Raw genomic sequence first — 23481 nt, forward strand, 5'->3', positions numbered from 1 at the left:
TCACTGTATTTACAGCATTTCCCGCAGGCTGTCAAAATCCTGGGGCATGCCTTTTGCGTCCTGAAGACGCTGATCCAGAAGTTTCATCATGCCCAGAACACTGCTTTCTTCTGTCCCCTCTGCCATAGCGCCATCCATGCGCAGCCTGCGGTTGAGTCCAGCTGTATCACACAGTGCTGACACGCACTGCGCCACTCTGTCAGCGATCTTCACCAACCGTACGGCTTCATGCTTCTTTCCCAGCAGACAGAAACGGCAGCCATCCAGATGTGCCGCAATGATCCCGGGATCATCAACATCTGAAAGTATTCCCACCGCAGCTTCTGTAATACGGTCAACGAATTCCTGTCCATAGAATCTGATCAGGCGCTGTTCATCATGCAGCGCAATGACAGCACAGAAGAAATTCTCATGAGACAGGCGATAGGAACGAACCATATTTTCACCTGCCAGCATGGTTCCATATATATTGAATAATCCCGTTTTTTCATCCTTCAGGAATACTTCGCAGCTATCTTCAGCACATGTGTGTACCACCCCTGCCACACCGGCGATCTGATTGCCGCGGTACCAGGGAAATTCTGTCACTGCCCGCCGGCGCAGGCTGCCCGGCAGATGCAGCAAACTGCCGCCGTTTCTTGTCCTGCCATCCTGCAGAATATCCTTTTCCAGCTTCTCGGGACTGTCGGGATCCACCATGATGCCAAGCTCTCTGACCGTCCTGCCTTCTATCTGCTGCCAGCTCAGTCCGCCAAGACGGTCAAGGGTAAGATCATTGACGCCCCGGTAGCGCAGCTGCCTGTCCTTCCAGAAAAATGGAATTCCGGCATTCTTCAGAAAAGAATGAAAGACAGACAGCTCTTCCCGTTCCTGTTGTGACATATCTGTACTGACTGCCGGCAGTTCTGGTTCCATGGAACGGGAAAAATCCGGCAGAAGTTCCTTCCGGCTGCTGTGATGTTCCCAGAGATCGACCGCTTCACAGATCAGAATATCCGTTCTGCCATCACGGACAGTCTGAACCGCTTTGAACACTGTCCAGAGATAGTTTCCAGTATTATCCTTCACCCGAAACAAATCCTGCACATATCCCTGCGAAGAGTCATGCAGCTTGCTGTTCAGCGATGACAGATCCATGAAAGAAAGGAAACGCTGCTGATCACAGGCATGCACAAGTTCATGGCAAAAGCGCTGTGCCAACGCACTGATCCCACTGATATGGGATTCCGGATGAATCTGCAGATGATGCGTGAACATCACCTCCACTTCATCATCTTCCGTATCAATGCAGCAGATACTGTCATACAGCAGAACCAGATTGCGGAACACAGCATCATACCCTCTGCTCCAGGCTCCCTGACGGTCGTCACTGATATTGATGATCTGAAGACTGCCTGCCCAGAAGTCGCTGACACCCGCTGCCATCGATGCCTGCAGACGGATATACTGATCCTGAAGCACAACCGTAACAGCCTTCTCCTCACCGCCATCAAGCACGCTTTCAAGATAATGATGCAGTTTTTTCTGCACGGAGACACTGGCAGAGATGAGAGACTGATTCAGGGCATTCAGGCTGTTCAGGCCGATATTTTCCAATTCACGCATAAAGGCATGGTTTGCTGCAAAAACATGTACATAGCCATGATCCACCAGAAAAAGACCGGCAGAATTCTGTGCGATGATATCCATCAGTCCGATTGCCCCGTAAACTGCGCCTTCCAGTTCCTTTTCCAGACGCAGATGCCCTGCCGCAAGCGTTTTGGGAATCAGGGCCACAGGCACCGGCCTGCTGAAGTAGTATCCCTGAATCAGCTCACAGCCAATCTGTCTGAGAAAAGCCAGCTGGTCACGTGTTTCAACCCCTTCTGCCAGAGTATGCATGCCAAGCCGCTTGGCCATGGTTACAATGCTTGTAATAATATCCCTGCTGCGCTGGTCAAAGTTGCGGAAGAACTCCATATCCAGCTTGATCAGATCAAATGAATAACTGTGCAGGGCATTCAGTGAGGAATACGCAGAGCCAAAATCATCCAGCCAGACATCATATCCGGCTTCATGAAAACGATTGATCGCCGTCTCCATCTGTTCCCTGCTCTTGGCCACAACTCTCTCTGTAATCTCAATATGAAGCAGATGCCGGGGAACCTGATAGCGCATCGTCAGCGCATTGAGCTCATCCAGCGGCGACATCAGCTGAAAATCCATCTGGGACAGATTCAGAGAAACCGGCACAACCTGACTGCCATCCAAAAGCTTCTCATGCAGATCCTTTACAACCTGTGTCATCACATAACGGTCCAGTTTCTCAATTTTGCCCGCCTGTTCCAGAATCGGCACAAATATTCCGGGAGAAATCATCCCTCTGACAGGATCCTGCCATCTTGCAAGAGCCTCAAAAGAGCTTACCGTACGGAAATATGTATGAACAACCGGCTGGTACCAGATCTGAATCCAGCCGGAAGACATTGCCTGCTCCAGATGGTCCAGAATATACGTCCTGGTATCAAGCATCTCCTGCATTTTCTCATCATATACCGCAGTATTGCGGGAACTGCCGTTTTTAATGGCAGCACATGCATGCACTGCCCTGCCAAAACCGGAAATGACTGCTTTCACAGATACATGGGGATGCAGATACACAATTCCTGCCTTGAGCGAAGCAATATGCGTACCCATGCGCTCATTGACAAGCGCACAAACCTCTTCCACCTTTTTCTCTGCATCATCAGGCGGCAGAACAACATGGAACTGATCCGCATTCACCCTGCACATCAGCCCATCCGGAATGACATCTTTCAATACCGAAGCCACCAGCACAAGACAGCGGTTGCCGGCATCCGTACCATACCGCTGATTGTACCCACGGAAATTGGCGATATCAAAATGCACAAGTGCCCACGGTTTCTCTGCACCTGTGCCACCTGTGCCAAACAAGTCATTCACCCTTCTCTGGTATACTGCCAGGCTGACAAAACCTGTGAGGTCATCATGATCATGCAGAGAAGCATCCACCTGCGGACACCACATCTGCAGCAGAAAGCAGCTGCCTGTTTCTGCAGGCAGCCGGCTGATCACGGCATAGGCACAGCGGCTGCTTCCCTTTTTGCCAGTAAAATGCATCTGCAGGTGAAGCGACTGATCAGGCCCGATATGGTCCAGCCCGGCGAAGTCATCTGCAGACATTCCTGTCCATGTGCCATGCACCAGTTCATGAAATTCATCCCAGGATGAACACTCATACATTTCCAGAACGGACTGATTGGCAAAAAGCACCTCTTCCTGATCATCTGCACTGATCACACAAATACCAGCCTGCAGCAGATCATAACAACGGTGCTTTTCTCCAAGCCACTGCGCAAAAGCATCATCCCGCATCATTACCGTATCACCTCATCCGGCACAGCTATACAGCTGTATTGTCCCTGATTTCACATAGATGCTATTGTATCCGCTTTCAATCTGTTGTCAATCTCACTCACACTTACACAAAAAGAGGGTATACTACCCGTATTACGCCTCAATTGCTTTTATCAGTTTTGGCAGAATCTGCATCTTCCCTGACAGAATATCCTTCTGCAGTGTGTATGGTCCATCCGTATCCGGATGCACATGACCTATCACCTATACCGGTTCTTTCTCTTCCATCTATTATCCCTCCTGCTCCATCGCTCACTGCACAATGCCATTTTCAAGCAGATGGCGCTGCAGGGTTGCATATGCAATACCAAGCACCGCAGCCATTTCCTTCTTGGTAATCTCTTTATTTACAAGCTGCTCGCACAACTGAGCAAACAATGCCATATCCAGCTCCTTGCTCTTGCGGCCGCGCTTTTTCTCTTCCTTTGGCTGACTGGCACCCCTGCCCTGAGCAAACAGGAAAGGAACGCCACGCTCACGCAGCTTCCCCAGCAGATCACGCATCTCCTCTGGAGAAAGACCACTGCAGTCATAGCCCTGCATCATCAGGGTATCAGACCACGACAAAAGGGAAAGCATCTGCTCCATCTGTTGCCGTGATGACCCCACATCAACAAAAAGGCGGTCAAGATCAACTACTTTTGAAAAAAACAATTTCTTCGAAGTCTCAAAAACTTCATCATCATCTAAAACAGCATATCCGTATCTCATTGTGTATTCTGTCCGCGTATCTGTGTCTTTATCTTAATACAGAAAGTGCCACCAGCAAAAGGTTTTTTGCATGAAACCGGTGTCAGAGGCAGTCTTTGGAAGTCTGCCATGAAAAGAATGCCGTGCAGGTGTATCATTAGGCGGTACCAAGCACGGAGGAATTCACATGAAAAAAGTCCCATTTGTCGCCGTCTGTGCCTGCCTTTTGATTCTGACAGGCTGCGGCGATCATAAAACTGATATTGAAAAGCCAACCATAGCGGCAAGTCCCACCCCGAGTGCAACACCGACACCAGCCCCAACTGAGCTGACCTATGTTCAGAAAATGGAGATGCTGGAAATCATCAACACTGATCTCAACGCTTCCTATGGCACCAAGGCACAGGTCTATGCTGATATGACTGCCACAGAATTCAGTCTGTCCGGCAGTACAGCATCCGCCAAAGGCTCCTACAAGTATCCCTCAACAGCAAAGACAGCCAACCAGAGTTTCTCCTATACGTTTGAAATCCTGGAAGATGGCGACGTGGAGAAGAAAGATGCCGATGTTGTTGCAGCAACGCCAACACCAACAGCAAGTTCTTCATCATCATCTTCTTCTGCCGGCAAAAAGGCAGACTATACGCCAACTGAGAAGTTTGACTTTACCTGCACATCCTCCATTACCGTCTATGGAAAGATGGAGGGCAGCGGCACTTACCGCGCAGATGTCGTAGACAGTGATGGCAAAATCGTCGCCAACGTCTTTCATGAGTCAACCCCGTTTGATACCACTAAGACGGTGGATCTGCCGGATGGTTCCTATTCTTTGTGGATCCTGCTGGACAATGCCGGCAACTGGGATCTCAACTACACAGTAAGCTGAATGTGTCACGCAAAACAGCGGTCTTTTCCATCACAGGAAGAAGCCGCTGTTTTATTTTGGTCCCTACACAGACAGATGATGAGTGCGCCGGATATACAGATCATAAAACAGGCTGCCGGTTCTGCCCTCAGCCGGATAGTCAGAGCCGCTCAGAACCAGCGGATAGCGGCCGCAGGCATTGATCAGCTTCGTACCGGCCGGATGGATGATCTCACGCTGGAACGGTGCGCCATAGCTGGCATGCACATGGCCATACACCATGTACTTTGGCCCCCATCTTGTCAGCAGATCATTGAAGCAGGCAAAACCACGGTGGGCAGGATCCTTTCCATCCCCAAAGCCAAGACATGGGGCGTGGCTCACAAACAGATCAAAGCCTCCTGTAAACCTGAGCATGCCTTCCAGATGCCGGATGCGCTTATGCATCTGCCTTTCCGTATACATATCTTTGCCGTCATGATAGCGCATGGATCCGCCCAGTCCCAGAATACGCAGGCCATGAAAGTTATAAACTGTATCATCAATATCAATACAGCCCAGCGGCGGATGATGATCATAGAGAGAATCGTGATTGCCGCGCACATACAGCAGCGGAATATTGGCTACGGTGGTAAGAAACTCCAGATAATCCGGTGAAAGATCACCGCAGGACACAATCAGATCATAGCCTGCTGTTTTCTCCGGTTCCCAATAGTCCCACAGCCCCCTGTCCTCAATATCTGCCAGCAGAAGCAGTTTCATTGTGCCTCCATCCGGCGTATCTCCGCCGCCGTCTCTTCATCAAATTCATGCATATCAGGCATCTTTCCCTCAACATTCTCATACAGCCAGTCCATTTCCAGAATCTGCTTTGCGTCCAGCATTCCTGTGCTGTTTCTGACATTGCCTTCCTGGTCCTTCAGCAAACCGCTGAAGATCGCAAAATCATCCCGGCGCAGACTGCAGCGCAGCGCATCCACCAGCCGGAAAGAAGCAGGAGGCAGCTGATCAGAACAATGCAGATCAAGCACACCGGACCTGATACCCCACCACTGACTGTTGCGTCCGGGCTTTTCGCCCGCCAGAATGCCGCGGATCAGCTTTTCATAGAAAGCACCCCAGTTGCGCACAGGCGCGGCCAGATGAATCACTTTGCCGCCCTCTCTGCGGCAGAGCCCATATGCCGGTTCATCATTATCAGGATAAATCAGATCCCTGGCTGCATAGATTGAAATATGTTCCCGGGCAAGCAGGGCATTGCTGTCCGCATCCCTGCGGTCTGCCCAGATGGCCATGACAGACGCATCCGGCCTGATCATCTGGGCACCGATGGCAAACGCATTGAGCTCTGCAGCTGTACCATAGACAGGCGAAGGCACAACATAGCCGATACGGCCTGATTCACTCAGCTGCCCAGCCAGCGCCCCCATCAGAAATTTCACTTCAAAATCACGGGTAGCATATGAATGCAGCGTATGATTCTCCAGAAACAAGGAACAGTTGTATACCTGGATTTCCGGATGCAGAATCGCCTGGCGAAGAGCAGCTGTCCGCTGCAGAATACTGGTTGTAAAGATCACCTGTGCTCCCTTTCCTGCCGCATCCGCAAAGGCCGCCTCCGTTAGTTCATCACTGCTGCAGCCGTCATACACCATCGTTCTGACAATGCCCTCAAACACATTTTCAACATATATTCTGCCGATTTCATGATCAGATACCGCGCTGTCATTCTGCCGGACAGGATAGATAAAAGCTGCCCGCAGAGGATTTCTCTCACTGTAAACCGGGCTGAAATTCAGCAGGCTGAAACGCTTCTGTCTGGGATCTTCCGGCATCATCTGCACGCCGGCATCCGCTTCTGAGCGCAGAATCAGTTCTTTCTGCATGCCAATGATCCGGCGGGCAACAGAAGAACGGGAATAATCCAGAAGACTGTCAAACTGGTAGGTCAGAAGATAGAGAAGAAAGGCATCACTGGCACAGAGAGAAACCTTGTCGCTCCTGATTTCCTGATAGACACTCTCAAAGCGGAAAAAGCCGCCCTGCACAGTATGAATCAGATCATCCGGCCAGGGCGTCACAAGATCCCTGTCCAGCAGAGCCGCCAGACGCTTATAGCTGCCGGCCTTTGTAAACTGGATATTGTAGATCGGACAGACCCTGTAGAAGGACAGAAACTCTTCATAGACCGCCGGCATGTGATCGCTCATCACCCTGGTGACATCCGCCATGATGGAAGGATTGCCAAGATACTTCATCACCGACACACGCTTGTTGCCCTCCTGCACATAGAAGCGGCCAAGATATTCTCTGACCTGAACGGGATCGTCAATGCCATCTTCCGTCTGCACCTGATACACATTCATCCATTTGCGGGCGAATTCAGTACTTTCCGCCATAACTGGCATATAATTGTCCGCAAATGAAACTGTCCGCATAGCCGTTACGGTTCCCGCTACCAGTGACAGCGGAATTTCCATTACGCCAAGCGGCACCTGCCGGCAGGTGCCATGCACCAGTTCATCCAGTACCGGCAGCCCATGTCCGTGCCGAAGAGCCCGTTCTCCTTCCCGGCGGGCTTTCTGATACTCCTGCAGCGCATCGCTCATCTCTTTCCCCTCCTTGCACAGTCAATTATAAGAAAACAAAAAGATGGCTGTACACCATCTTTCCGCCAATGCATCTTTCTTCTTCAGGCTTTCTGATTATCCTGCGAAGCAACACTGTTCTTCGAAATCAGAGTCACATCCGCCGTTACTTCCTGACCATCACGCTTCAAAGTCAGTGTTACCGTATCACCAACATCCTTGCCGGCGATATATTCTGCCAGTGCGCTGACACCAGTGACCTCCGTATTGTCCGCTTTGACAATGCGGTCGCCAACCTTGACGCCGGCATCTGCCGCATTGGATCCATCGGCAATCGATACAACGTAAACACCGCCTTCCTGATCATCTGAAGCCTGTACCTGCTGCACCGTAATGCCAAGAGCAGCCTGAGACGCAAACGGATTGTCAGAATCATCCTCATCGCCATCCGCACCCTGGGTACTCTGTGCCGGGGCCTTGTCAGAACCATCATCCCATTGCTCAGGCAGCTGGCCAAATATCTTCTCCAGATCATCCCGGTCAGAAGAAGCTGTCTGCTTCTGCGCATGGCCAGGGCCTATATAATTGGCAGTCACACCGCCCAGAAAGCCACAGCCAAAGCACAGCACGCAGATACCGGCAATCTGCCAGATCTTCCTGTGGCTGCCTTTCTTCTTTGCAGGTTTTGCAGGCTGCGGCGATTCCGCCTTCACATCATCCGGCTTTGATTCCGCTTGATCTTTCCTGTTTTCCTGGTCAGCCTGCTTCTGCTGCTCTGCTATTTCTGTATTCTGCGGTGCAGCACTTTTCTTTTCCGATGCCGCAGGTGATGAAACTTCTTTTTCAGCAGATGACGCATCCCTGCTTTCTTCACCTGCATTGTTCTTTTCGTTGTCTTTGCTTTCTGACATGTCACTCACTCCTTCCATGTTTGCATACCCATGGTAACCCCTCTTTGTGAACTCTGTCTGAACAGCAGCGGAAACAATGGCGATATCCGCATCTTACTGCAGCTTCATATCACCGTCTTTGATCCAGCCGAAATGCTCTTCCAGGCGGCAGAACACCACAGACAGCAGTGCCGGCAGAACAAAGCAGATCAATGCCATTCCCAGCCAGTCCATGCCGGTAATGCCGGTCTTTGCGCCATTGGCAATATCACTGACCCAGCCGGAATAGATGCCGATCTGCCCGACAAAGCCGCAGGTACCCATGCCGGAAGAAACTGCCGGTCCATTATTCTGCAGATGGAACACGCATGTGGCCAGTGGGCCAGTGATGGCACTGGCAAGGATCGGAGGCAGCCAGATCCGCGGGTTTTTGATGATATTGGGCATCTGCAGCATGCTTGTGCCAATGCCCTGGGATACCAGTCCGCCCACGCCGTTTTCACGGAAAGACATCACGGCAAAGCCGATCATCTGTGCACAGCATCCGGCAACTGCGGCACCTCCGGCAAGCCCGGTCAGAGAAAGCGCAGCACAGATCGCTGCAGAAGAGATCGGCAGGGTTAAAGCAATGCCGGTTATTACTGCTACAATCATGCCCATAACAAATGGCTGCTGTTCCGTTGCCCACATGATGATGGAGCCAAGTGAGGAAGCAGCAGCACCGATTGCCGGTGCCCAAAGCATGCTGAGGCCGGCACCGACAATCAGAGTGACTGCCGGCGTAACCAGAATGTCAATTTTTGTTTCACCAGAGACAAGCTTGCCGCATTCTGTTGCAATAATAGCAATGATATAGACAGCCAGAGGACCGCCGGCGCCGCCCAGCTTATTGGCTGCTGCACCAACGCCCACCATCGTAAACAGAACAAGCTGCGGCGCATGCAGTGCAAACGCAATCGAAGCAGCCATGGCCGCCCCGGCAGCCCCTGAAGCATAGGCGCCAATATCCGAAAGAAAACCAAGATGGAGCTGTGTTCCTGCCGTAGACAGAATCGTACCAATCAGCAGGGAAGCAAACAATCCTTTCGCCATAGCACCCATCGCATCAATCAGATAGCGATCCGCTGAGAACACAATATCCTTGCTGGCAAGATATTCCCTTACTTTTTCCATATATCCCTCTCCTTTTCAGCATGTTCCGTTATACAACCTGCTCATGCATTTGTATAGTCATCATGACTATTATTTATTGTCATCATGACTATATCTTTGAAAAGGGATTCATTTTCCAAGCTCAGCCATGCTCTTCCCTATGCCAGGCCCAAAAAATCATTCTGAAAATTCTGCACTGGCTTTCATCAAAAAAAGAAAAAAGCATGCAGATGTGCAAAGCATCATCATGCTTTGACAGGCACCCTGCTGCTCATGAAAAGTACAATCGTCCCGCCTGTCACGCACAGCACAAAGCAAAGCAGAACAAGCAGGTGCGGTCCGAAAGCATCCAGAACCATGCCTCCGCTGACATTGGCAATAATGCCGGAAGCCGTCATCATGACCGTAAACATAGACTGCCCTTTGACCGCCTCTCCCGCTTTCATCCTTTCACCGGTGTACTGTACAATAGCCGGATAAAACAGTCCGTAAGCAATAAATGACAGTGCCTGTGATACATAAACAAGCGCAACATTACCGGCAGCCAGCACAAGCAGTGACTTCAGCATGAAGCCAGCCATCGAAATCTGCAGGGCACGGGCAGATGAAACCTTCTTCCGCAGCCAGTCAAAGCTCACCATTGCAGGAATCTCCATGGCAGCGCCAAGTGCAAACAGATTGCCCATATCCTTTACAGTACCTCCAAGAGGCGTAATGATCTGCAGCATAAATGATCCGATAATATAGTTGTAGTAATACATGATCATGATGCCGATATTCAGAACAAGGAATGCCTTGTTGTTTCTGATGAAATCCCTGAGGGTGATGCGTTCTTCCTCCTTTTTCTCAACCGTTTTGCTGCCATGCAGAAAACCCATGTGGTGCCTGAGCAGAAACAGGCTGGCAAGCAAAAGGGCAAGCGAGAAAATGGTAGAGCCGGGAATGGAATTGATGCCCATACGCTCTGTCACCACCCCAAGTGCGGCAGTCATAATGGCATACAGAAGAGAGCCCGCCGCCCGGCACAGGCCAAAATTCAGATGAATGCCGTAGCCTTCAATCTGAAAGACGAGGGCATTGACAAGCGGCGGCATCACCAGATCAAAGACAAGGGCAAGCATATAGCAGACAAACAATGCCACAGTGTGACCGCGCAGCACCATCAGAATGATGCACATCAGACCAGTCAGAAAAGAAAAAAGAGAGATCAGCTGGGTCAGTGTAATCTTTTTTGTCCTGTCAGCGAAATCGGCAAGCCCCGGTGAAAACAGAACCGTTAACAGATTTGCCCCGGACATAACCAGGCCAACCTCCGTATTGGAAAAGCCATTGGCCAGCAGAAACACCGAAATAAAAGCACCGATGCCGGCATACATTGTCGAATAGAATCCCTGTACTCCGGCATAGTCAATCGTAAGCAATGCTTTCAGCTTCTTTGCATTCATTCTGTACCCCCCTTTATCATCGCTGACTTATCGTATCACACGCCGCAGACGCGTGTAATACATGTGTCAGTGCTTCTGCACATCCCCATAGCATTCAGAATAACGTGCCATAAAAGAAGGCTGTTCACCATGCACATACAAATGAGAAATGTCCCCGAACTTGCTGATCCGGAACGATGCCGTTCCCTGTTCGCGTTCCTCCGTCCATACTTCCGTCACACTCGTTGGCGCAGCACAAAAGCCATGCCACAGAACCATCGGTGAAACATTCAGCAAATGGCTGAGCAGAACACACTCCAGCCCAAAATGGCAGAACAGTGCAATCGTCTCATGACTGCTGTCAACAGCATCATAAAGATAGCCGTCCCGCCGATAGCCATGCTTTTCCAGAAGCGCATCAAAACATGCAATCACATGATCATACTTTTCCTTCAGATCAGCCTGCTCAAAAGCAGGGTTCTGCGTCCAGCATTCCTTGTCAAAGAAGCGCTCATCCTTCACCCATACCGATGGGATCCAGTCCCACGGACGGGTTGGTACCGTATCGCCCGTATGAATCACCGGTACCTGAAATTCCCGCAGCCAGTCCAGCGTTTCCGCTTCACGATTCATTGCCTGCAATGTACAGGAAGCTGTCTGCTGTGCCCTGCCCATCGGTGACACATAGAACCAGTCAATCTGTTCCTTCGCAAGCCGTTTGGCCAGATACTGTGCCTCACGCCATCCCTTTTCTGTCAGACAATCATGTGCATAATCCGGTTCCCCATGACGAATGATCAGTATTCGCATTTCTTTTCCTCCCTTTCACGTTGAAAACAACATTCTCCTCGATTATAATATCAAAGCTGTCACTTGCCGACTTAGCTCAGTTGGTAGAGCAACTCATTCGTAATGAGTAGGTCGTTGGTTCGATTCCGATAGTCGGCACCTCACAAAGCCCTTGTCTCAGGGCTTTTCTTTTTTCTGCCCATCCAATTTGTTTGATGCTTCATTTTGTTTTACTTATACTAATGATATGGATATTGACCATGAATGCCCCTATCGGGCAAAAAAAGAGTACTGCACACATTCCATCCGGCTGTTTCAGAAGCTGCCAGAAGAAGATCAGGCATTTCTGGTTGAAAATGCCAGGCATATACAGCGTCCCAAAGGGACCATTCTGGCAGAAGAGAACAGTGAAATCAATGCCATTCTGATCATCCGCAGCGGTAAAGTCAAAACGAGACGGATTGACACAAACGGTGAAGAGCATATTCTTGATGTCCTTCATGACGGTCAGGCAATCTGGCATGGCATGTTTCTGGAAGATCACATCTATCACTACGATGTCGTTGCTCTCACCGATGTCTCTCTCTGTCTGATCCAGCGCGAAGATTTCCTGTCAACGCTGGCCGCACACCCCACCACAGCATTGTATCTGATAGAGATGCTGTCAACTGAACTGCAGGATGCCAATGAGAAGGCATACCTGCTGTCCCTGCATGCCATGGATGACAGGGTAGGACAGTTTCTGCTGTTCCGGGATGCCCGCTGCATTGGCAAAGAGATTGAACTCAAGCTGGAAGATATTGCCGCCTCCATCAGTCTGCGTCCAGAAACTGTATCCCGCGTGATTGCAAAGTTTGAAAAAGCAGGTGCTGTGAAACGGCTGGGGCGCGGAAAACTGCTCGTCAGTGACCGTGAAAAGCTGCGCGCGCTTGCCCACGCTTAGAGACCCTGATAATAGTTCTTTGCTGTCACTATGCCATCCTGCATCATGATCTTTCCTCTGGCAATCACACTGTCAAGAGAAAGATCATCTTTTAATATGACAAGATCTGCATCTGCATCCGCATTGATGCATCCCTTGTGCGGATAAAAGCCAAGTGCCCCGGCAACTGTGCTGGTAATTGGCTTCAGGGCTTCAGAAAGAGGAAGATGCTCATCATTGACCAGATGACGTATTGTATCAAACAGCGTTTCCATCTTTCCTATGCCCATGCCAATCAGCTTCTTGTCCTCACTCCAAACCGGAAAACTGCCATTGGAATCAGAAGAAAGCGTAACCCTGTCCCATGGCACCTTCTCACGCGCCTGTGCCATCAGATGGGCAGTGCCGGCAGTATCATTGCCGCTGGTAAAGTCAATATAGCCGCCCTCACTGGCAAACTGCAGGGCATCCTGGTAAGCATTGGCCACATGTGTTGGCCGAAACTGACTGATCGGAATATCCGTATGATGAACAATGTCCAGCACATCACTGTATCCCTTCTTCCCACGTCCCGTATGCATATGCACAATACCCGGCTTCTTTGCCAGCAGGCCCGCCGTTCGTGCCTGTGAAGCCAGACGGGCAAGCTCTTCCCTGCTGACATTGGAAGAACGATGGTCACTGATGGCGATCTTGACACCTATGATCTCACTGACAAATGCAATGTCCTTTGCGACCGATCCGGTAAGTGTCGTACTGGGATATGCATAGGAGCCAGTCAGGCACCATGCGCTCATACCCTCTTCCCGCAGTGCCTTTGTCCTGGCGACAAGTTCCTGTACACTTTTGGCATTGCTGTCAGTGCCAAGCAGGCCGACAACAGATGTCACCCCATAGCGGATGCAGTCCGTCATCTGCAGCGGCGGAATCAAAGACGCAAAACCATCTTCCCCGCCGCCTCCGATAATATGCACATGCTGATCAATAAAGCCAGGCACAAGCAGCTTCCCACGTCCGTCAATCACGATCAGAACATCTCTGTCCCAGGAAAAATCAATCTGCCTGTCCACTCTGACAATCCGGTCATTGCATACCAAAACATCCTGTATGCCGCAGTCCTCCGGTGCCAGAACATGGATCTTTTCAATCTTGATAAACATTACTTTGCCTCCAGACAAAAAAGTTCCTTCAGGAAAGGAACGAACCAAGAACACCATAGGACACCAGTGACATGATCACCGCTGCCAGAAAGACGCCAAGCAGAATGGAAAGACTTGCCTTCTTCATATCCATGTCAAAAACAGACGCAACCAGAGAACCCGTCCATGCACCTGTGCCAGGCAGCGGAATGCCGACAAACAGCATCAGTCCCCAGAAGCCATACTTATCAATTTTCGGCTTGTTTTTGGCAGCCTTGGCTTCCAGCCAGTCTGCCAGCCTTCCCATATGGTGATCCGCCATAAAATGAAGAAGTTTCTTCAGCAGAAGAAGAATAAAAGGAATTGGCAGAATATTGCCAGCCACGCAGAAGATTACTGCCTTCCAGAGCGGAATATTCAGCAGTCTGGCAACAATCAGCCCGCCGCGCTCCTCCACCAGTGGAAACATCGACACAAGAAAGACTGACCATTCCGCTGAAATATGCTGTCCAACCGTGGACATGAACCAGTTAATAAAGCTGTTCATACATCCTCCTGAATGGGTATTACTCTACCACAATCGTCATGCCCTCTCAACCGCATGCATGCCTGTCACGGTCCTGACAGATCCTGGACACTTCCAGCAAAAGACAATCCTGCAGAGAAAAAGTGGCCCAGTAAAATTCGTGAAAATTATTATTGACAGAATATGCAGTCATTGGTATTATAGATAAGCATTCGATGAGATATGGGCCTGTAGCTCAGGTGGTTAGAGCGCACCCCTGATAAGGGTGAGGTCGTTGGTTCAAGTCCATTCAGGCCCACTTCATCGTATGGGGTTATAGCTCAGCTGGGAGAGCACCTGCTTTGCAAGCAGGGGGTCAGGAGTTCGATCCTCCTTAGCTCCACTGCAAGCGGATGAGTAATCATCCGCTTTTTTCTTACAATTTTTTTCTTACAACGCTATTTTCAAAGATTTAGTTGATGAGGCTGTAAACACCAAAATATCATGAGCTATATGCCTCATAGAGGTTAATTGGCATTTTAAGCTTTGGGATCTCCGCACAGGTAAATGGAATCTGTTCAAACATTGTTTCCATGTATGCTTCTGATTTCCATTTGCGCATGTCCAGCCTGTACTTTAAATATTTCTTCATGACGATCCAATTCAAATAACCCTGGAGATGTCTTGTGCTGATACCATGTTTCTGCCTGATCATGTTTTTTAGCTCAGAGTGAAGCTCGTTTACTTCAGATACTGTATTGCCCTTTGGTGTTAAATAACCGTTAGATGGAATAATGTCACTGTTGAAGTGATTATCGCCCACGAAAGTTTGAATGCTATGGCTGTCATCACTGATAATTGTTGAATGCGCTGCGAAGTGAGAGCTATATTGATTCAGAATTTCTGCACTCTCTCTGCCTAATCCTCCAATTTTAAAGAGAATATTGTCATGCTCATCAATAGCTGTTACCAGGCAGATCTTGTGATGGCTGGTGCCAGGTAAAGCACGCTTGGTTGAATGACGGCGATGCTTTCCACGCTGTTTGCTGAATCTTGGCATTTTATCCTTCCCGGTCCCTTTCAGGTTGATTTTGGTATAAGTAGGATCCAATTCAACATTTCCACTTAAGACCACATTATTCTGAATCTTTGCTGCAGCCTGATATAACTTGTGACGCATGTTGAAGCAGGTAGTAACTGATAAGCCTGTAGCTACACTCTGCTGAGTCAGAGTCATTCCGTTAAGCTCGCCAGAGATAAAAGTAGTCCAGATATCAAAGCTTGTTCTGGAATGAGTAAACATCGTACCTGTTGTTGCCATAAAAACAGATTTGCATTTTTTACATCTGTATTTCTGACGATTATGTGGGTTAAAGCCATTCTTAACAAAGTGAGTTGAACCACAATGAGGACATTTCTCAACATGCAAAGAGAGATTCTCGTAATTTGTTGTCGTACAGTTTACTTTCTCTCTGAATAGCTTTTCTAAACCAACACGAATGAATTCAATTTCGACAGGAGATAAAGAATTCAGGAAATTCTGATTAACGAGCATATCATCACCTCAACTGAAGTCATGATAAGTTATAGATATTAACTTGATGTACTTGTTCGGGTACATCAACTATTTATTTGAAAATAGCGTCTTACAAAAAAGGACTCTGGCATTCTCTCAGAATCCTTCTTAGCTCCATCATGGCGCGTAAAGTCGAACACTAACAGCATTGTGATGTTGTTCCGGTTCACTGAACCTTCAAAAACCCGCATGAATAAAGGCTGGTTCAAGCAGTACCTGCAGTTCTGGGTACTTTTTGTCAGAAAATAAGGGCTGCAACGCCAAGATTCATTGACTTAACTATGTCAAATCATCTTATTCGTTACAGCCCCTTCTTCATTAAGAATTAGTACCAAGCTATAGTTCCTTCTGTCTTCCCTGCAGGTATTCCATGAATAGCATGAATAGCATAAATATGGAATAGATCATTGTCAGATAGTGATAATAATTCAATCTTCCCAGAATCTGAAATAGAAATTTTACCAGGCTTAGTTAGGTTTCCTTCTGGATAATATTCATAAACATATGTCCCATTTGATCCTTCAAGTAATTTATAGGTTAGCATAGTCATTACTCTTTCTTAACTTTATTTAAGTACTGTAGTAGTGCTTCGCTATAATTATATTTCTGTTCGGCTATTTTATGTGCTTTTTCATAATACATTGACGGATCTGAATTCATAATGTTTGCTTCTGTTAGAGCCGGGCGGAATGGGCCCGCTGGAGTGTTAGCAACTGATACAAACAAAAGAAATAAACTTACTTTTGCGTCAAATTAATTAAACTGCTTTAGTTTCCAAAAAGTATCAGAAGGAAAATATACCGTCTCTTATTTTCCTTTTTCAAGCATTTGGAAAATAACAGCTCTATCAAAACTCTAATTAATAAGAAATTATGACAAAAAGAAAAAATTCATGGAGTCCTGAATCCAACTGTAATCTATGCCCGCTACTCATCCAGTGGCCAGCGGGAAGAATCCATCAGCTCCACTGCAAGCGGATGAGTAATCATCCGCTTTTTTCTTGTAACGCTATTTTCAAAGATTTAGTTGATGAGGCTGTAAACACCAAAATATCATGAGCTATATGCCTCATAGAGGTTAATTGGCATTTTAAGCTTTGGGATCTCCGCACAGGTAAATGGAATCTGTTCAAACATTGTTTCCATGTATGCTTCTGATTTCCATTTGCGCATGTCCAGCCTGTACTTTAAATATTTCTTCATGACGATCCAATTCAAATAACCCTGGAGATGTCTTGTGCTGATACCATGTTTCTGCCTGATCATGTTTTTTAGCTCAGAGTGAAGCTCGTTTACTTCAGATACTGTATTGCCCTTTGGTGTTAAATAACCGTTAGATGGAATAATGTCACTGTTGAAGTGATTATCGCCCACGAAAGTTTGAATGCTATGGCTGTCATCACTGATAATTGTTGAATGCGCTGCGAAGTGAGAGCTATATTGATTCAGAATTTCTGCACTCTCTCTGCCTAATCCTCCAATTTTAAAGAGAATATTGTCATGCTCATCAATAGCTGTTACCAGGCAGATCTTGTGATGGCTGGTGCCAGGTAAAGCACGCTTGGTTGAATGACGGCGATGCTTTCCACGCTGTTTGCTGAATCTTGGCATTTTATCCTTCCCGGTCCCTTTCAGGTTGATTTTGGTATAAGTAGGATCCAATTCAACATTTCCACTTAAGACCACATTATTCTGAATCTTTGCTGCAGCCTGATATAACTTGTGACGCATGTTGAAGCAGGTAGTAACTGATAAGCCTGTAGCTACACTCTGCTGAGTCAGAGTCATTCCGTTAAGCTCGCCAGAGATAAAAGTAGTCCAGATATCAAAGCTTGTTCTGGAATGAGTAAACATCGTACCTGTTGTTGCCATAAAAACAGATTTGCATTTTTTACATCTGTATTTCTGACGATTATGTGGGTTAAAGCCATTCTTAACAAAGTGAGTTGAACCACAATGAGGACATTTCTCAACATGCAAAGAGAGATTCTCGTAATTTGTTGTCGTACAGTTTACTTTCTCTCTGAATAGCTTTTCTAAACCAACACGAATGAATTCAATTTCGACAGGAGATAAAGAATTCAGGAAATTCTGATTAACGAGCATATCATCACCTCAACTGAAGTCATGATAAGTTATAGATATTAACTTGATGTACTTGTTCGGGTACATCAACTATTTATTTGAAAATAGCGTCTTGTAAAAAAGGACTCTGGCATTTTCTCAGAGTCCTTCTGCTTATTTCTGCGGAATCAGGGATGCATTCATCCCCTGAAAACGTGGTCTGCGCGCCTTGCTCAGACGGAACAGCCCGCTTACCGTAATACTGATCTCAGGCAGTCTTCCCGGATAGCGCTCCACATCATTCTTGCGCAGATATGCTCTGCCCTGCACCATAACGCGGTCCCCTGCCTCAAGCTCATAGGCTTCATCTGCACGCCAGTTTCTGGCTGTAAAACTGATCACATCCACAGATCCTTCTTCATCATGAATATGGTAATAAACCCTGCTGTTTGTCTCCTTCAGCAGCGTACTGATCTTACGGTCCTGATTATGCAGCGTAATCCTGCCGAACGCCATCTTTTCATCCTTGTCCGGACCCATATCCCCCCGCAGATGCACAGCACCGTCTTCCTCAATGGTTCCGATTGCGGTCACATAGTAGCAAACCACATTGTGTTCATGATCACGAATTGTTTCAAATGTAAAATAATCTCTTGGTCCCATCATTGTCTATTTTTCTTCCCAAATATGGCTCTATTCAGATAATCAATGGCTTTATACCACAAAAACAGGCATTGTGCTACCATGAATCCAGAAAAAACGGAGGTTTTCATGACTACAGTACTGAAATCAATTGAAATCACAGATATTGCAGGATTTTCCATCGGTCAGTGTGAGGATGAAAAAAAGGCAACTGGGGTCACCGTTATTCTGACTGGAGAAAAAGGTGCAGTATGCGGCGCTGATGTACGGGGAGGCGGTCCGGCCAGCCGGGAAAATGCGCTGCTCAATCCGCTGGCAGCCAATGATGCAGTGCATGCCGTTGTTCTTTCAGGCGGTTCTGCTTTCGGACTGGAAAGCAGCTGCGGCGCCATGCGGTGGCTAAAAGAAAAAGGCATCGGGTTCGCAACTGCGTATGGACCCGTGCCGATTGTTGTCAGTTCCTGCATCTTTGACCTTGGCATCGGTGATCCTGATGCATATCCAGATGCGGCCATGGGCTATCAGGCATGCCAGAATGCCGGGAATTTCCGCCAGGGAAATTACGGTGCCGGCATGGGTGCAACTGTTGGCAAAGCACACGGTATGGAACATGCGATGAAAGCAGGCATCGGCGCTGCTGCTTACCAGTTGGGCAGCCTGCAGGTAGGGGCGATTGCCGTGGTTAATGCCTTTGGCGATATCTATGATCCCGATACCGGCAGGAAACTTGCCGGCCTGCGGGATGAGTCGGGAACCATGGAACCAGCCTGCGAAGAAGCACTTTACCAGATGGCACCACAGTCATCCAATACCAATACAACCATTGCGGCGATTCTGACCAACGGCATCTTTGACAAGACTGAGCTGACCAAAATTGCCGGCATGGGTCATGACGGCTATGCCCGCTCAATCAATCCGGTTCATACCATGTTTGACGGAGACACTCTGTATGCCCTGAGCCATCCGCAGGTCAAAGCTGATATCAATGTGGCTGGCACGCTTGCTGCAAGAACCGTTGCCAAAGCTATCGATGCAGCTGTTCTCCATGCCACTTCTGTCTTTGGACTGCCTTGTGCAAATGATATGAAATAATCAGAAGCAGTACATTCACAGCACCCGTGTGAAGCTCCCCACCTAAGTCCTCGCTTACGTTCGGACTATAGATGGGGCTTCCAAAAGCTTGTGTGCTTTCAGACTTTCGCCTCCTTCAGATACGGTTGCAGCACAGTATAGCTTGCTGACGCTTGCTATACCCATCTGTACTAACTTTTGGGAGACTTATGTGCAGAACAATCAGCTGACTGCTGTACCTATTGCAGTGTTTAACTGCCATAGATCAGCTAATGTTCTGGAGCTTCCACTGCCCAGATCAGGAACTTCTGCCTGTATCTGGGGTAATGCTTTCAACAGTTCGCGAATAAAATATCGTGCTCCAATGTTGTATGACGCATTGAGATCACAATTGTACAGCTTTCCATTCATGAACTGACAAATGTCATAAGGAACTCTTTCTTCCATCCTGCCTTTATAGATGGAATGACGAATCATGGATTCTGTTTTTTCAGAACGCGGTACATCGCTGCCGCGTTTTACAATGCCAGAACCATCATACGCAAGCTTACTTGTATTCCATGCACAGACGCGCGATATCCGCATACCATAACGATGCGCTAAGCGTTCAGCCGTATTCTGCACATCACGATGTTTCCACATGACAAGCTTCTGTTTCTTTGAGCCTTTCTTCTTACCTGCCGTGTCCAGATGCTCAAATACAATTGTGTGGCATTCATTTGCCATGGCATACTCCACAATTGCATTGGCAATCAGGCGGGCATGGTTCAGGTTTCTTCGCTTTGCCAGATTCCAGAGTCTGCCGCTGTCATGAGATCCGTGATAGCGCTGGAAATCAGATACGCGGTGCAGCGCATTGGATACAGAGTCTTTTTCTCTGCCAAAGTTAATAAACTCCCTTGACAGGACAGTTCCCTTAGAATCCAATACACTGCACACGGCATCTGTACCAATGCCAAGATCTACCGCACATATCTTCTGTTCAAAGATCGGCGTATGATGCAGTCTGACATTCTCCTGAATCGTAAAGCGAAGCTGATAGTGTCCATGTTTCTTTTCAATGACGGGTGCGGACAGCTTTGCGTTATGCAGACGCTTTCTGCTGTTCAGATACCTGATATCTGTCTTGGAAAGACGGATTTCTCTCCATACCCAGTCATTGTTAACATAAACCTTTACCTGAGCAGTGCGGCCAAGCTGATCCCAGGCAAACATATTGCCATTAAAGAAACACGGCATGAGATGGTCACACGTATCGATCTGCGGCATAACGCCTTCACATTCATTTTTTATCCATAACTCGAAAAGTTTGAAATACGCGGCTACTTTGCCAATGGCATCCGCAATCGCAGCTCTTCTCAGATAAACGGGGAACTTATAAAACCGGTCATCGAAGTTATACACTGCCCGATTGCTCTTATTGCTGTGGATCAGGCATTCAATAAGGCGCACTCTGCCTTTGCTATAAGAGATCGGTTCAACAGCGTCCCAGTTTACGCGGACTACAGGTATCAGATATTTAACGGCAGAAGCGTAATACGCGCTTGTGTTCTTAATTGCTGATTCACTGCCTTTGAAATGTAATCCGTAACTTGACGTCAGTATCATATGTTCCTCCATAGATATTATAACATATTCAGTGGTACAACATTCATAGAGGTGAAACGATATGCAATATAGTAATGGATATTACACAATTCGGCATGCGGTATACAGATTGCAGTATCACTTAGTGGTTTATACAAAATACAGCCATCCTGTATGAGTAGATGGCATTAAGGACAGGCTCATCCAAATCAGCTATGCCATTATTGAGAATAGCTGGAAGTCTGAGATACTGGAGATTCACACGGATACGGATCATGTTCATATCCTGTTTGAAGCCATATTTCTGGTCTGACACATATTTCATCAGCACCGTATCAGATACAACAGAGCAGATGATCCGTAAGTATATTCAGGAACAAGGCCAAAAGAAAAATGACGCCGCTAACCCCGCCTAAGCCTACGCTACTTTGTGCAAACATTGAGGTTTTGGCTATAGACAGGGTATGCGCGACGTCATCAATCAATAAAAGACGCCTGGAACAGAGCTAAACCATCAGCACCTGTTACAGCCTCTTTTACTTTGCTGCAGCCATGAGCTTTTCTCTCTGGCGGACGGCACGTTTCAGCCAGCCGCCCTGGAAGTAATACAGGAAAAACATGATTGATGTTGCGATCCAGCTGATCGGATAACAAACGAGAGTATCAAACAGACGGGAGGCAGGGAAAAACAGGATCCACAGGATTCTGAAGGCCCCTACGCCAATCGCAGTCATGGCCATAGGGACAATCGAGTCACCGCATGCACGCATGGATGATGATAGAATCTCAACACCACAGAATGTCACCCAGAACGGACACATGTACCACAGCATCTGCATGCCAATATTGATAACACCTGCATCCGGTGTAAACAGCCGGTAGATCCAGCGGCCCAGCAGCATGCATCCCAGAGAAATTGCCCCGGCACCAATGACATACATCAGCAGTCCTCTGTGAATTCCCTTCTTTACCCGGTCAATCTTGCCTGCCCCAAAGTTCTGGCCACAGAATGTCAGCACAGCCTGGCCAAGTGCCGCAGAAGAATTCCAGAACAAAGCATCAATCTTGCCAAAGGCAGTGAATGCTGCCACCGTATCCGTGCCATAGCCATTGACGCTGGACTGAATGAACAGATTGGCGATGGAATACAGGCAGGACTGAATGCCAACCGGAAAACCGATGACAATCACACTCGCCAGCACCTTCCAGTCCACGGACAGATCGCGCATCTTAAAAGCATAGATATCTTCCGTTCTGGCAAGCACCCACAGTGTCAGAGCACAGGAAACAACTTCCGAAAGCACCGTAGCGATGGCGGCTCCGGCAACGGACCAGTGAAAGCCAACGACAAACAGGATATCAAGTATAATATTGGTGAGACAGGATGCTACCAGAAAATACAAAGGGCGTTTGGAATCACCAACGGCACGCAGAATACCGGCTCCGTTGTTATAGATCAGTGAGGGTACCATACCGGCCAGATACAGGCGCATATAGATCAGAGAATAGCCATAAATGGAATCCGGCACTTTCAGCAGATGCAGGATGGAAGGTGCCAGCAGAATACCGCCAATAGTAAAAACAATGCCCAGGATGAGTGACAGGTACATGGAACTGTCTACTGCTTTGCGCACGCCTTCCTCCTGGCGGCTGCCATAATACTGGGCAATGACAACTGTCGCACCGGAACTCAGGCCGACAACAAAGCCCACCAGAAGATTGATGACAGTACCGGTAGAGCCCCCTACTGCACCAAGAGCTTCCTTGCCGACAAAGTTTCCGACAACGATCGCATCGACTGTGTTGTAAAGCTGCTGGAACAGAGATCCAAACATAATAGGAAAGAAAAAAAGAAGGATCTGTCTTCCAATCTTTCCTTCAAGCATATCATTTTTCGTATTCATACCCAATCCTCCTTTACACTGGCGGCAGTCCGCCCTCTATTTGCGATGAAACAGAGATCCCTGCGACGCCTTCTGACGGAACATCCTCCATCTGATTTCTGCTGTTTCCAGATCCGGAAACTTCTGATGAAAAGTATGATACAGACGGTGAGGCGAAAGCAGCGGTACAGGACATGAAGCCAGCCTGACCTGCACAAACAGTGCCAGTCCCGTCACCAATGCCCCAAAGGACAATGGCACCATGATACCACCATCCT

Annotated in this window: 20 protein-coding genes, 3 tRNA genes and 1 pseudogene; 7 read left to right on the forward strand and 17 right to left on the reverse strand. The window is 48.1% G+C overall.

Annotated elements, in window-relative coordinates:
- Positions 1-9 precede the first annotated feature (9 nt).
- The gene (locus DHU66_RS03265) at positions 10-3378 is read right to left on the reverse strand and encodes an EAL domain-containing protein (protein WP_108774430.1); all 3369 of its coding nucleotides are present in this window, start codon (positions 3376-3378) and stop codon (positions 10-12) included.
- A gap of 291 nt (positions 3379-3669) precedes the next feature.
- Positions 3670-4005, reverse strand: a complete 336-nt coding sequence (locus DHU66_RS03270; protein WP_135358290.1) for a hypothetical protein — start codon at positions 4003-4005, stop codon at positions 3670-3672.
- 289 nt (positions 4006-4294) lie between these two features.
- On the opposite strand from DHU66_RS03270, the gene DHU66_RS03275 reads away from it, so the two are divergent.
- A complete protein-coding gene (locus tag DHU66_RS03275; RefSeq protein ID WP_108774432.1) occupies positions 4295-4993 on the forward strand; it encodes a hypothetical protein in 699 nt (232 codons plus the stop codon).
- A 63-nt stretch (positions 4994-5056) separates the two neighbouring features.
- On the opposite strand, the gene DHU66_RS03280 is transcribed toward DHU66_RS03275, so the two are convergent.
- From DHU66_RS03280 to DHU66_RS03305, 6 genes are all read right to left on the reverse strand, one after another.
- Entirely contained in the window at positions 5057-5734 is a 678-nt protein-coding gene (locus DHU66_RS03280) for a metallophosphoesterase family protein (protein ID WP_108774433.1), read from the reverse strand.
- A complete protein-coding gene (locus DHU66_RS03285) occupies positions 5731-7581 on the reverse strand; it encodes a BMP family ABC transporter substrate-binding protein (RefSeq protein WP_108774434.1) in 1851 nt (616 codons plus the stop codon). The genes DHU66_RS03280 and DHU66_RS03285 overlap by 4 nt, the downstream gene beginning before the upstream one ends.
- 83 nt (positions 7582-7664) lie before the next feature.
- On the reverse strand, positions 7665-8471 hold the full coding sequence (locus DHU66_RS03290) for a S1C family serine protease (protein ID WP_167836234.1): 807 nt from the start codon (positions 8469-8471) through the stop codon (positions 7665-7667).
- A gap of 93 nt (positions 8472-8564) precedes the next feature.
- Positions 8565-9623, reverse strand: a complete 1059-nt coding sequence (locus DHU66_RS03295) for a PTS sugar transporter subunit IIC (protein ID WP_108774436.1) — start codon at positions 9621-9623, stop codon at positions 8565-8567.
- A 224-nt stretch (positions 9624-9847) separates the two neighbouring features.
- The gene (locus DHU66_RS03300; protein WP_108774437.1) at positions 9848-11047 is read right to left on the reverse strand and encodes an MFS transporter; all 1200 of its coding nucleotides are present in this window, start codon (positions 11045-11047) and stop codon (positions 9848-9850) included.
- Positions 11048-11113: 66 nt separating this feature from the next.
- Entirely contained in the window at positions 11114-11836 is a 723-nt protein-coding gene (locus tag DHU66_RS03305; RefSeq protein ID WP_108774438.1) for a histidine phosphatase family protein, read from the reverse strand.
- 65 nt (positions 11837-11901) lie between these two features.
- On the opposite strand from DHU66_RS03305, the gene DHU66_RS03310 reads away from it, so the two are divergent.
- Together DHU66_RS03310 and DHU66_RS03315 are read left to right on the forward strand one after the other, a co-directional pair.
- Positions 11902-11974 (forward strand) — tRNA-Thr (locus DHU66_RS03310).
- A gap of 88 nt (positions 11975-12062) precedes the next feature.
- Positions 12063-12758: a Crp/Fnr family transcriptional regulator gene (locus DHU66_RS03315; protein WP_108774439.1), complete on the forward strand. Its 696-nt coding sequence runs from the start codon at positions 12063-12065 to the stop codon at positions 12756-12758.
- On the opposite strand, the gene iadA is transcribed toward DHU66_RS03315, so the two are convergent.
- Entirely contained in the window at positions 12755-13897 is a 1143-nt protein-coding gene (iadA, locus tag DHU66_RS03320; protein ID WP_108774440.1) for a beta-aspartyl-peptidase, read from the reverse strand. The two genes, DHU66_RS03315 and iadA, sit on opposite strands and share 4 nt — an antisense overlap.
- A 28-nt stretch (positions 13898-13925) precedes the next feature.
- The gene (locus DHU66_RS03325) at positions 13926-14423 is read right to left on the reverse strand and encodes a COG2426 family protein (protein ID WP_108774441.1); all 498 of its coding nucleotides are present in this window, start codon (positions 14421-14423) and stop codon (positions 13926-13928) included.
- Positions 14424-14626: 203 nt separating this feature from the next.
- Here DHU66_RS03325 and DHU66_RS03330 point away from each other — a divergent pair.
- Positions 14627-14700: transfer RNA gene (locus DHU66_RS03330), tRNA-Ile, on the forward strand.
- 11 nt (positions 14701-14711) lie between these two features.
- Positions 14712-14784, forward strand: a tRNA-Ala gene (locus DHU66_RS03335).
- A 99-nt stretch (positions 14785-14883) separates the two neighbouring features.
- Here the strand turns inward: DHU66_RS03335 and DHU66_RS03340 are convergent.
- The 4 genes from DHU66_RS03340 to DHU66_RS03355 all read right to left on the reverse strand — a co-directional run bounded on the left by DHU66_RS03340 (position 14884) and on the right by DHU66_RS03355 (position 18686).
- A complete protein-coding gene (locus DHU66_RS03340) occupies positions 14884-15936 on the reverse strand; it encodes an IS1595 family transposase (protein WP_108774183.1) in 1053 nt (350 codons plus the stop codon).
- A gap of 346 nt (positions 15937-16282) precedes the next feature.
- The gene (locus DHU66_RS03345) at positions 16283-16501 is read right to left on the reverse strand and encodes a hypothetical protein (RefSeq protein ID WP_108774442.1); all 219 of its coding nucleotides are present in this window, start codon (positions 16499-16501) and stop codon (positions 16283-16285) included.
- A 508-nt stretch (positions 16502-17009) separates the two neighbouring features.
- Positions 17010-18062 (reverse strand): IS1595 family transposase, encoded by a 1053-nt coding sequence (locus DHU66_RS03350; RefSeq protein WP_108774183.1) that lies wholly within the window; start codon positions 18060-18062, stop codon positions 17010-17012.
- A gap of 132 nt (positions 18063-18194) precedes the next feature.
- Positions 18195-18686 (reverse strand): OB-fold nucleic acid binding domain-containing protein, encoded by a 492-nt coding sequence (locus DHU66_RS03355; protein WP_108774443.1) that lies wholly within the window; start codon positions 18684-18686, stop codon positions 18195-18197.
- Between the two features lie 105 nt (positions 18687-18791).
- Between DHU66_RS03355 and DHU66_RS03360 the strand changes: the two genes are divergently transcribed.
- The gene (locus DHU66_RS03360; RefSeq protein WP_245309353.1) at positions 18792-19754 is read left to right on the forward strand and encodes a P1 family peptidase; all 963 of its coding nucleotides are present in this window, start codon (positions 18792-18794) and stop codon (positions 19752-19754) included.
- Positions 19755-19955: 201 nt separating this feature from the next.
- Here DHU66_RS03360 and DHU66_RS03365 read toward each other — a convergent pair whose 3' ends face one another.
- The gene (locus DHU66_RS03365) at positions 19956-21341 is read right to left on the reverse strand and encodes a transposase (RefSeq protein WP_167836235.1); all 1386 of its coding nucleotides are present in this window, start codon (positions 21339-21341) and stop codon (positions 19956-19958) included.
- A gap of 166 nt (positions 21342-21507) precedes the next feature.
- Here DHU66_RS03365 and DHU66_RS12615 point away from each other — a divergent pair.
- Positions 21508-21736: pseudogene (locus DHU66_RS12615) on the forward strand (transposase).
- A 120-nt stretch (positions 21737-21856) separates the two neighbouring features.
- On the opposite strand, the gene DHU66_RS03375 reads toward DHU66_RS12615, so the two are convergent.
- Together DHU66_RS03375 and DHU66_RS03380 are read right to left on the reverse strand one after the other, a co-directional pair.
- Positions 21857-23224 (reverse strand): MATE family efflux transporter, encoded by a 1368-nt coding sequence (locus tag DHU66_RS03375; protein WP_108774445.1) that lies wholly within the window; start codon positions 23222-23224, stop codon positions 21857-21859.
- A gap of 36 nt (positions 23225-23260) precedes the next feature.
- Positions 23261-23467, reverse strand: coding sequence for a hypothetical protein (locus DHU66_RS03380; protein WP_108774446.1), 207 nt, complete (start codon positions 23465-23467; stop codon positions 23261-23263).
- Between the last annotated feature and the right edge of the window lie 14 nt (positions 23468-23481).

It is taken from the genome of Lactimicrobium massiliense, from assembly GCF_900343155.1.
GTDB classification, from domain to species: Bacteria; Bacillota_I; Bacilli_A; order Erysipelotrichales; family Erysipelotrichaceae; genus Bulleidia; species Bulleidia massiliensis.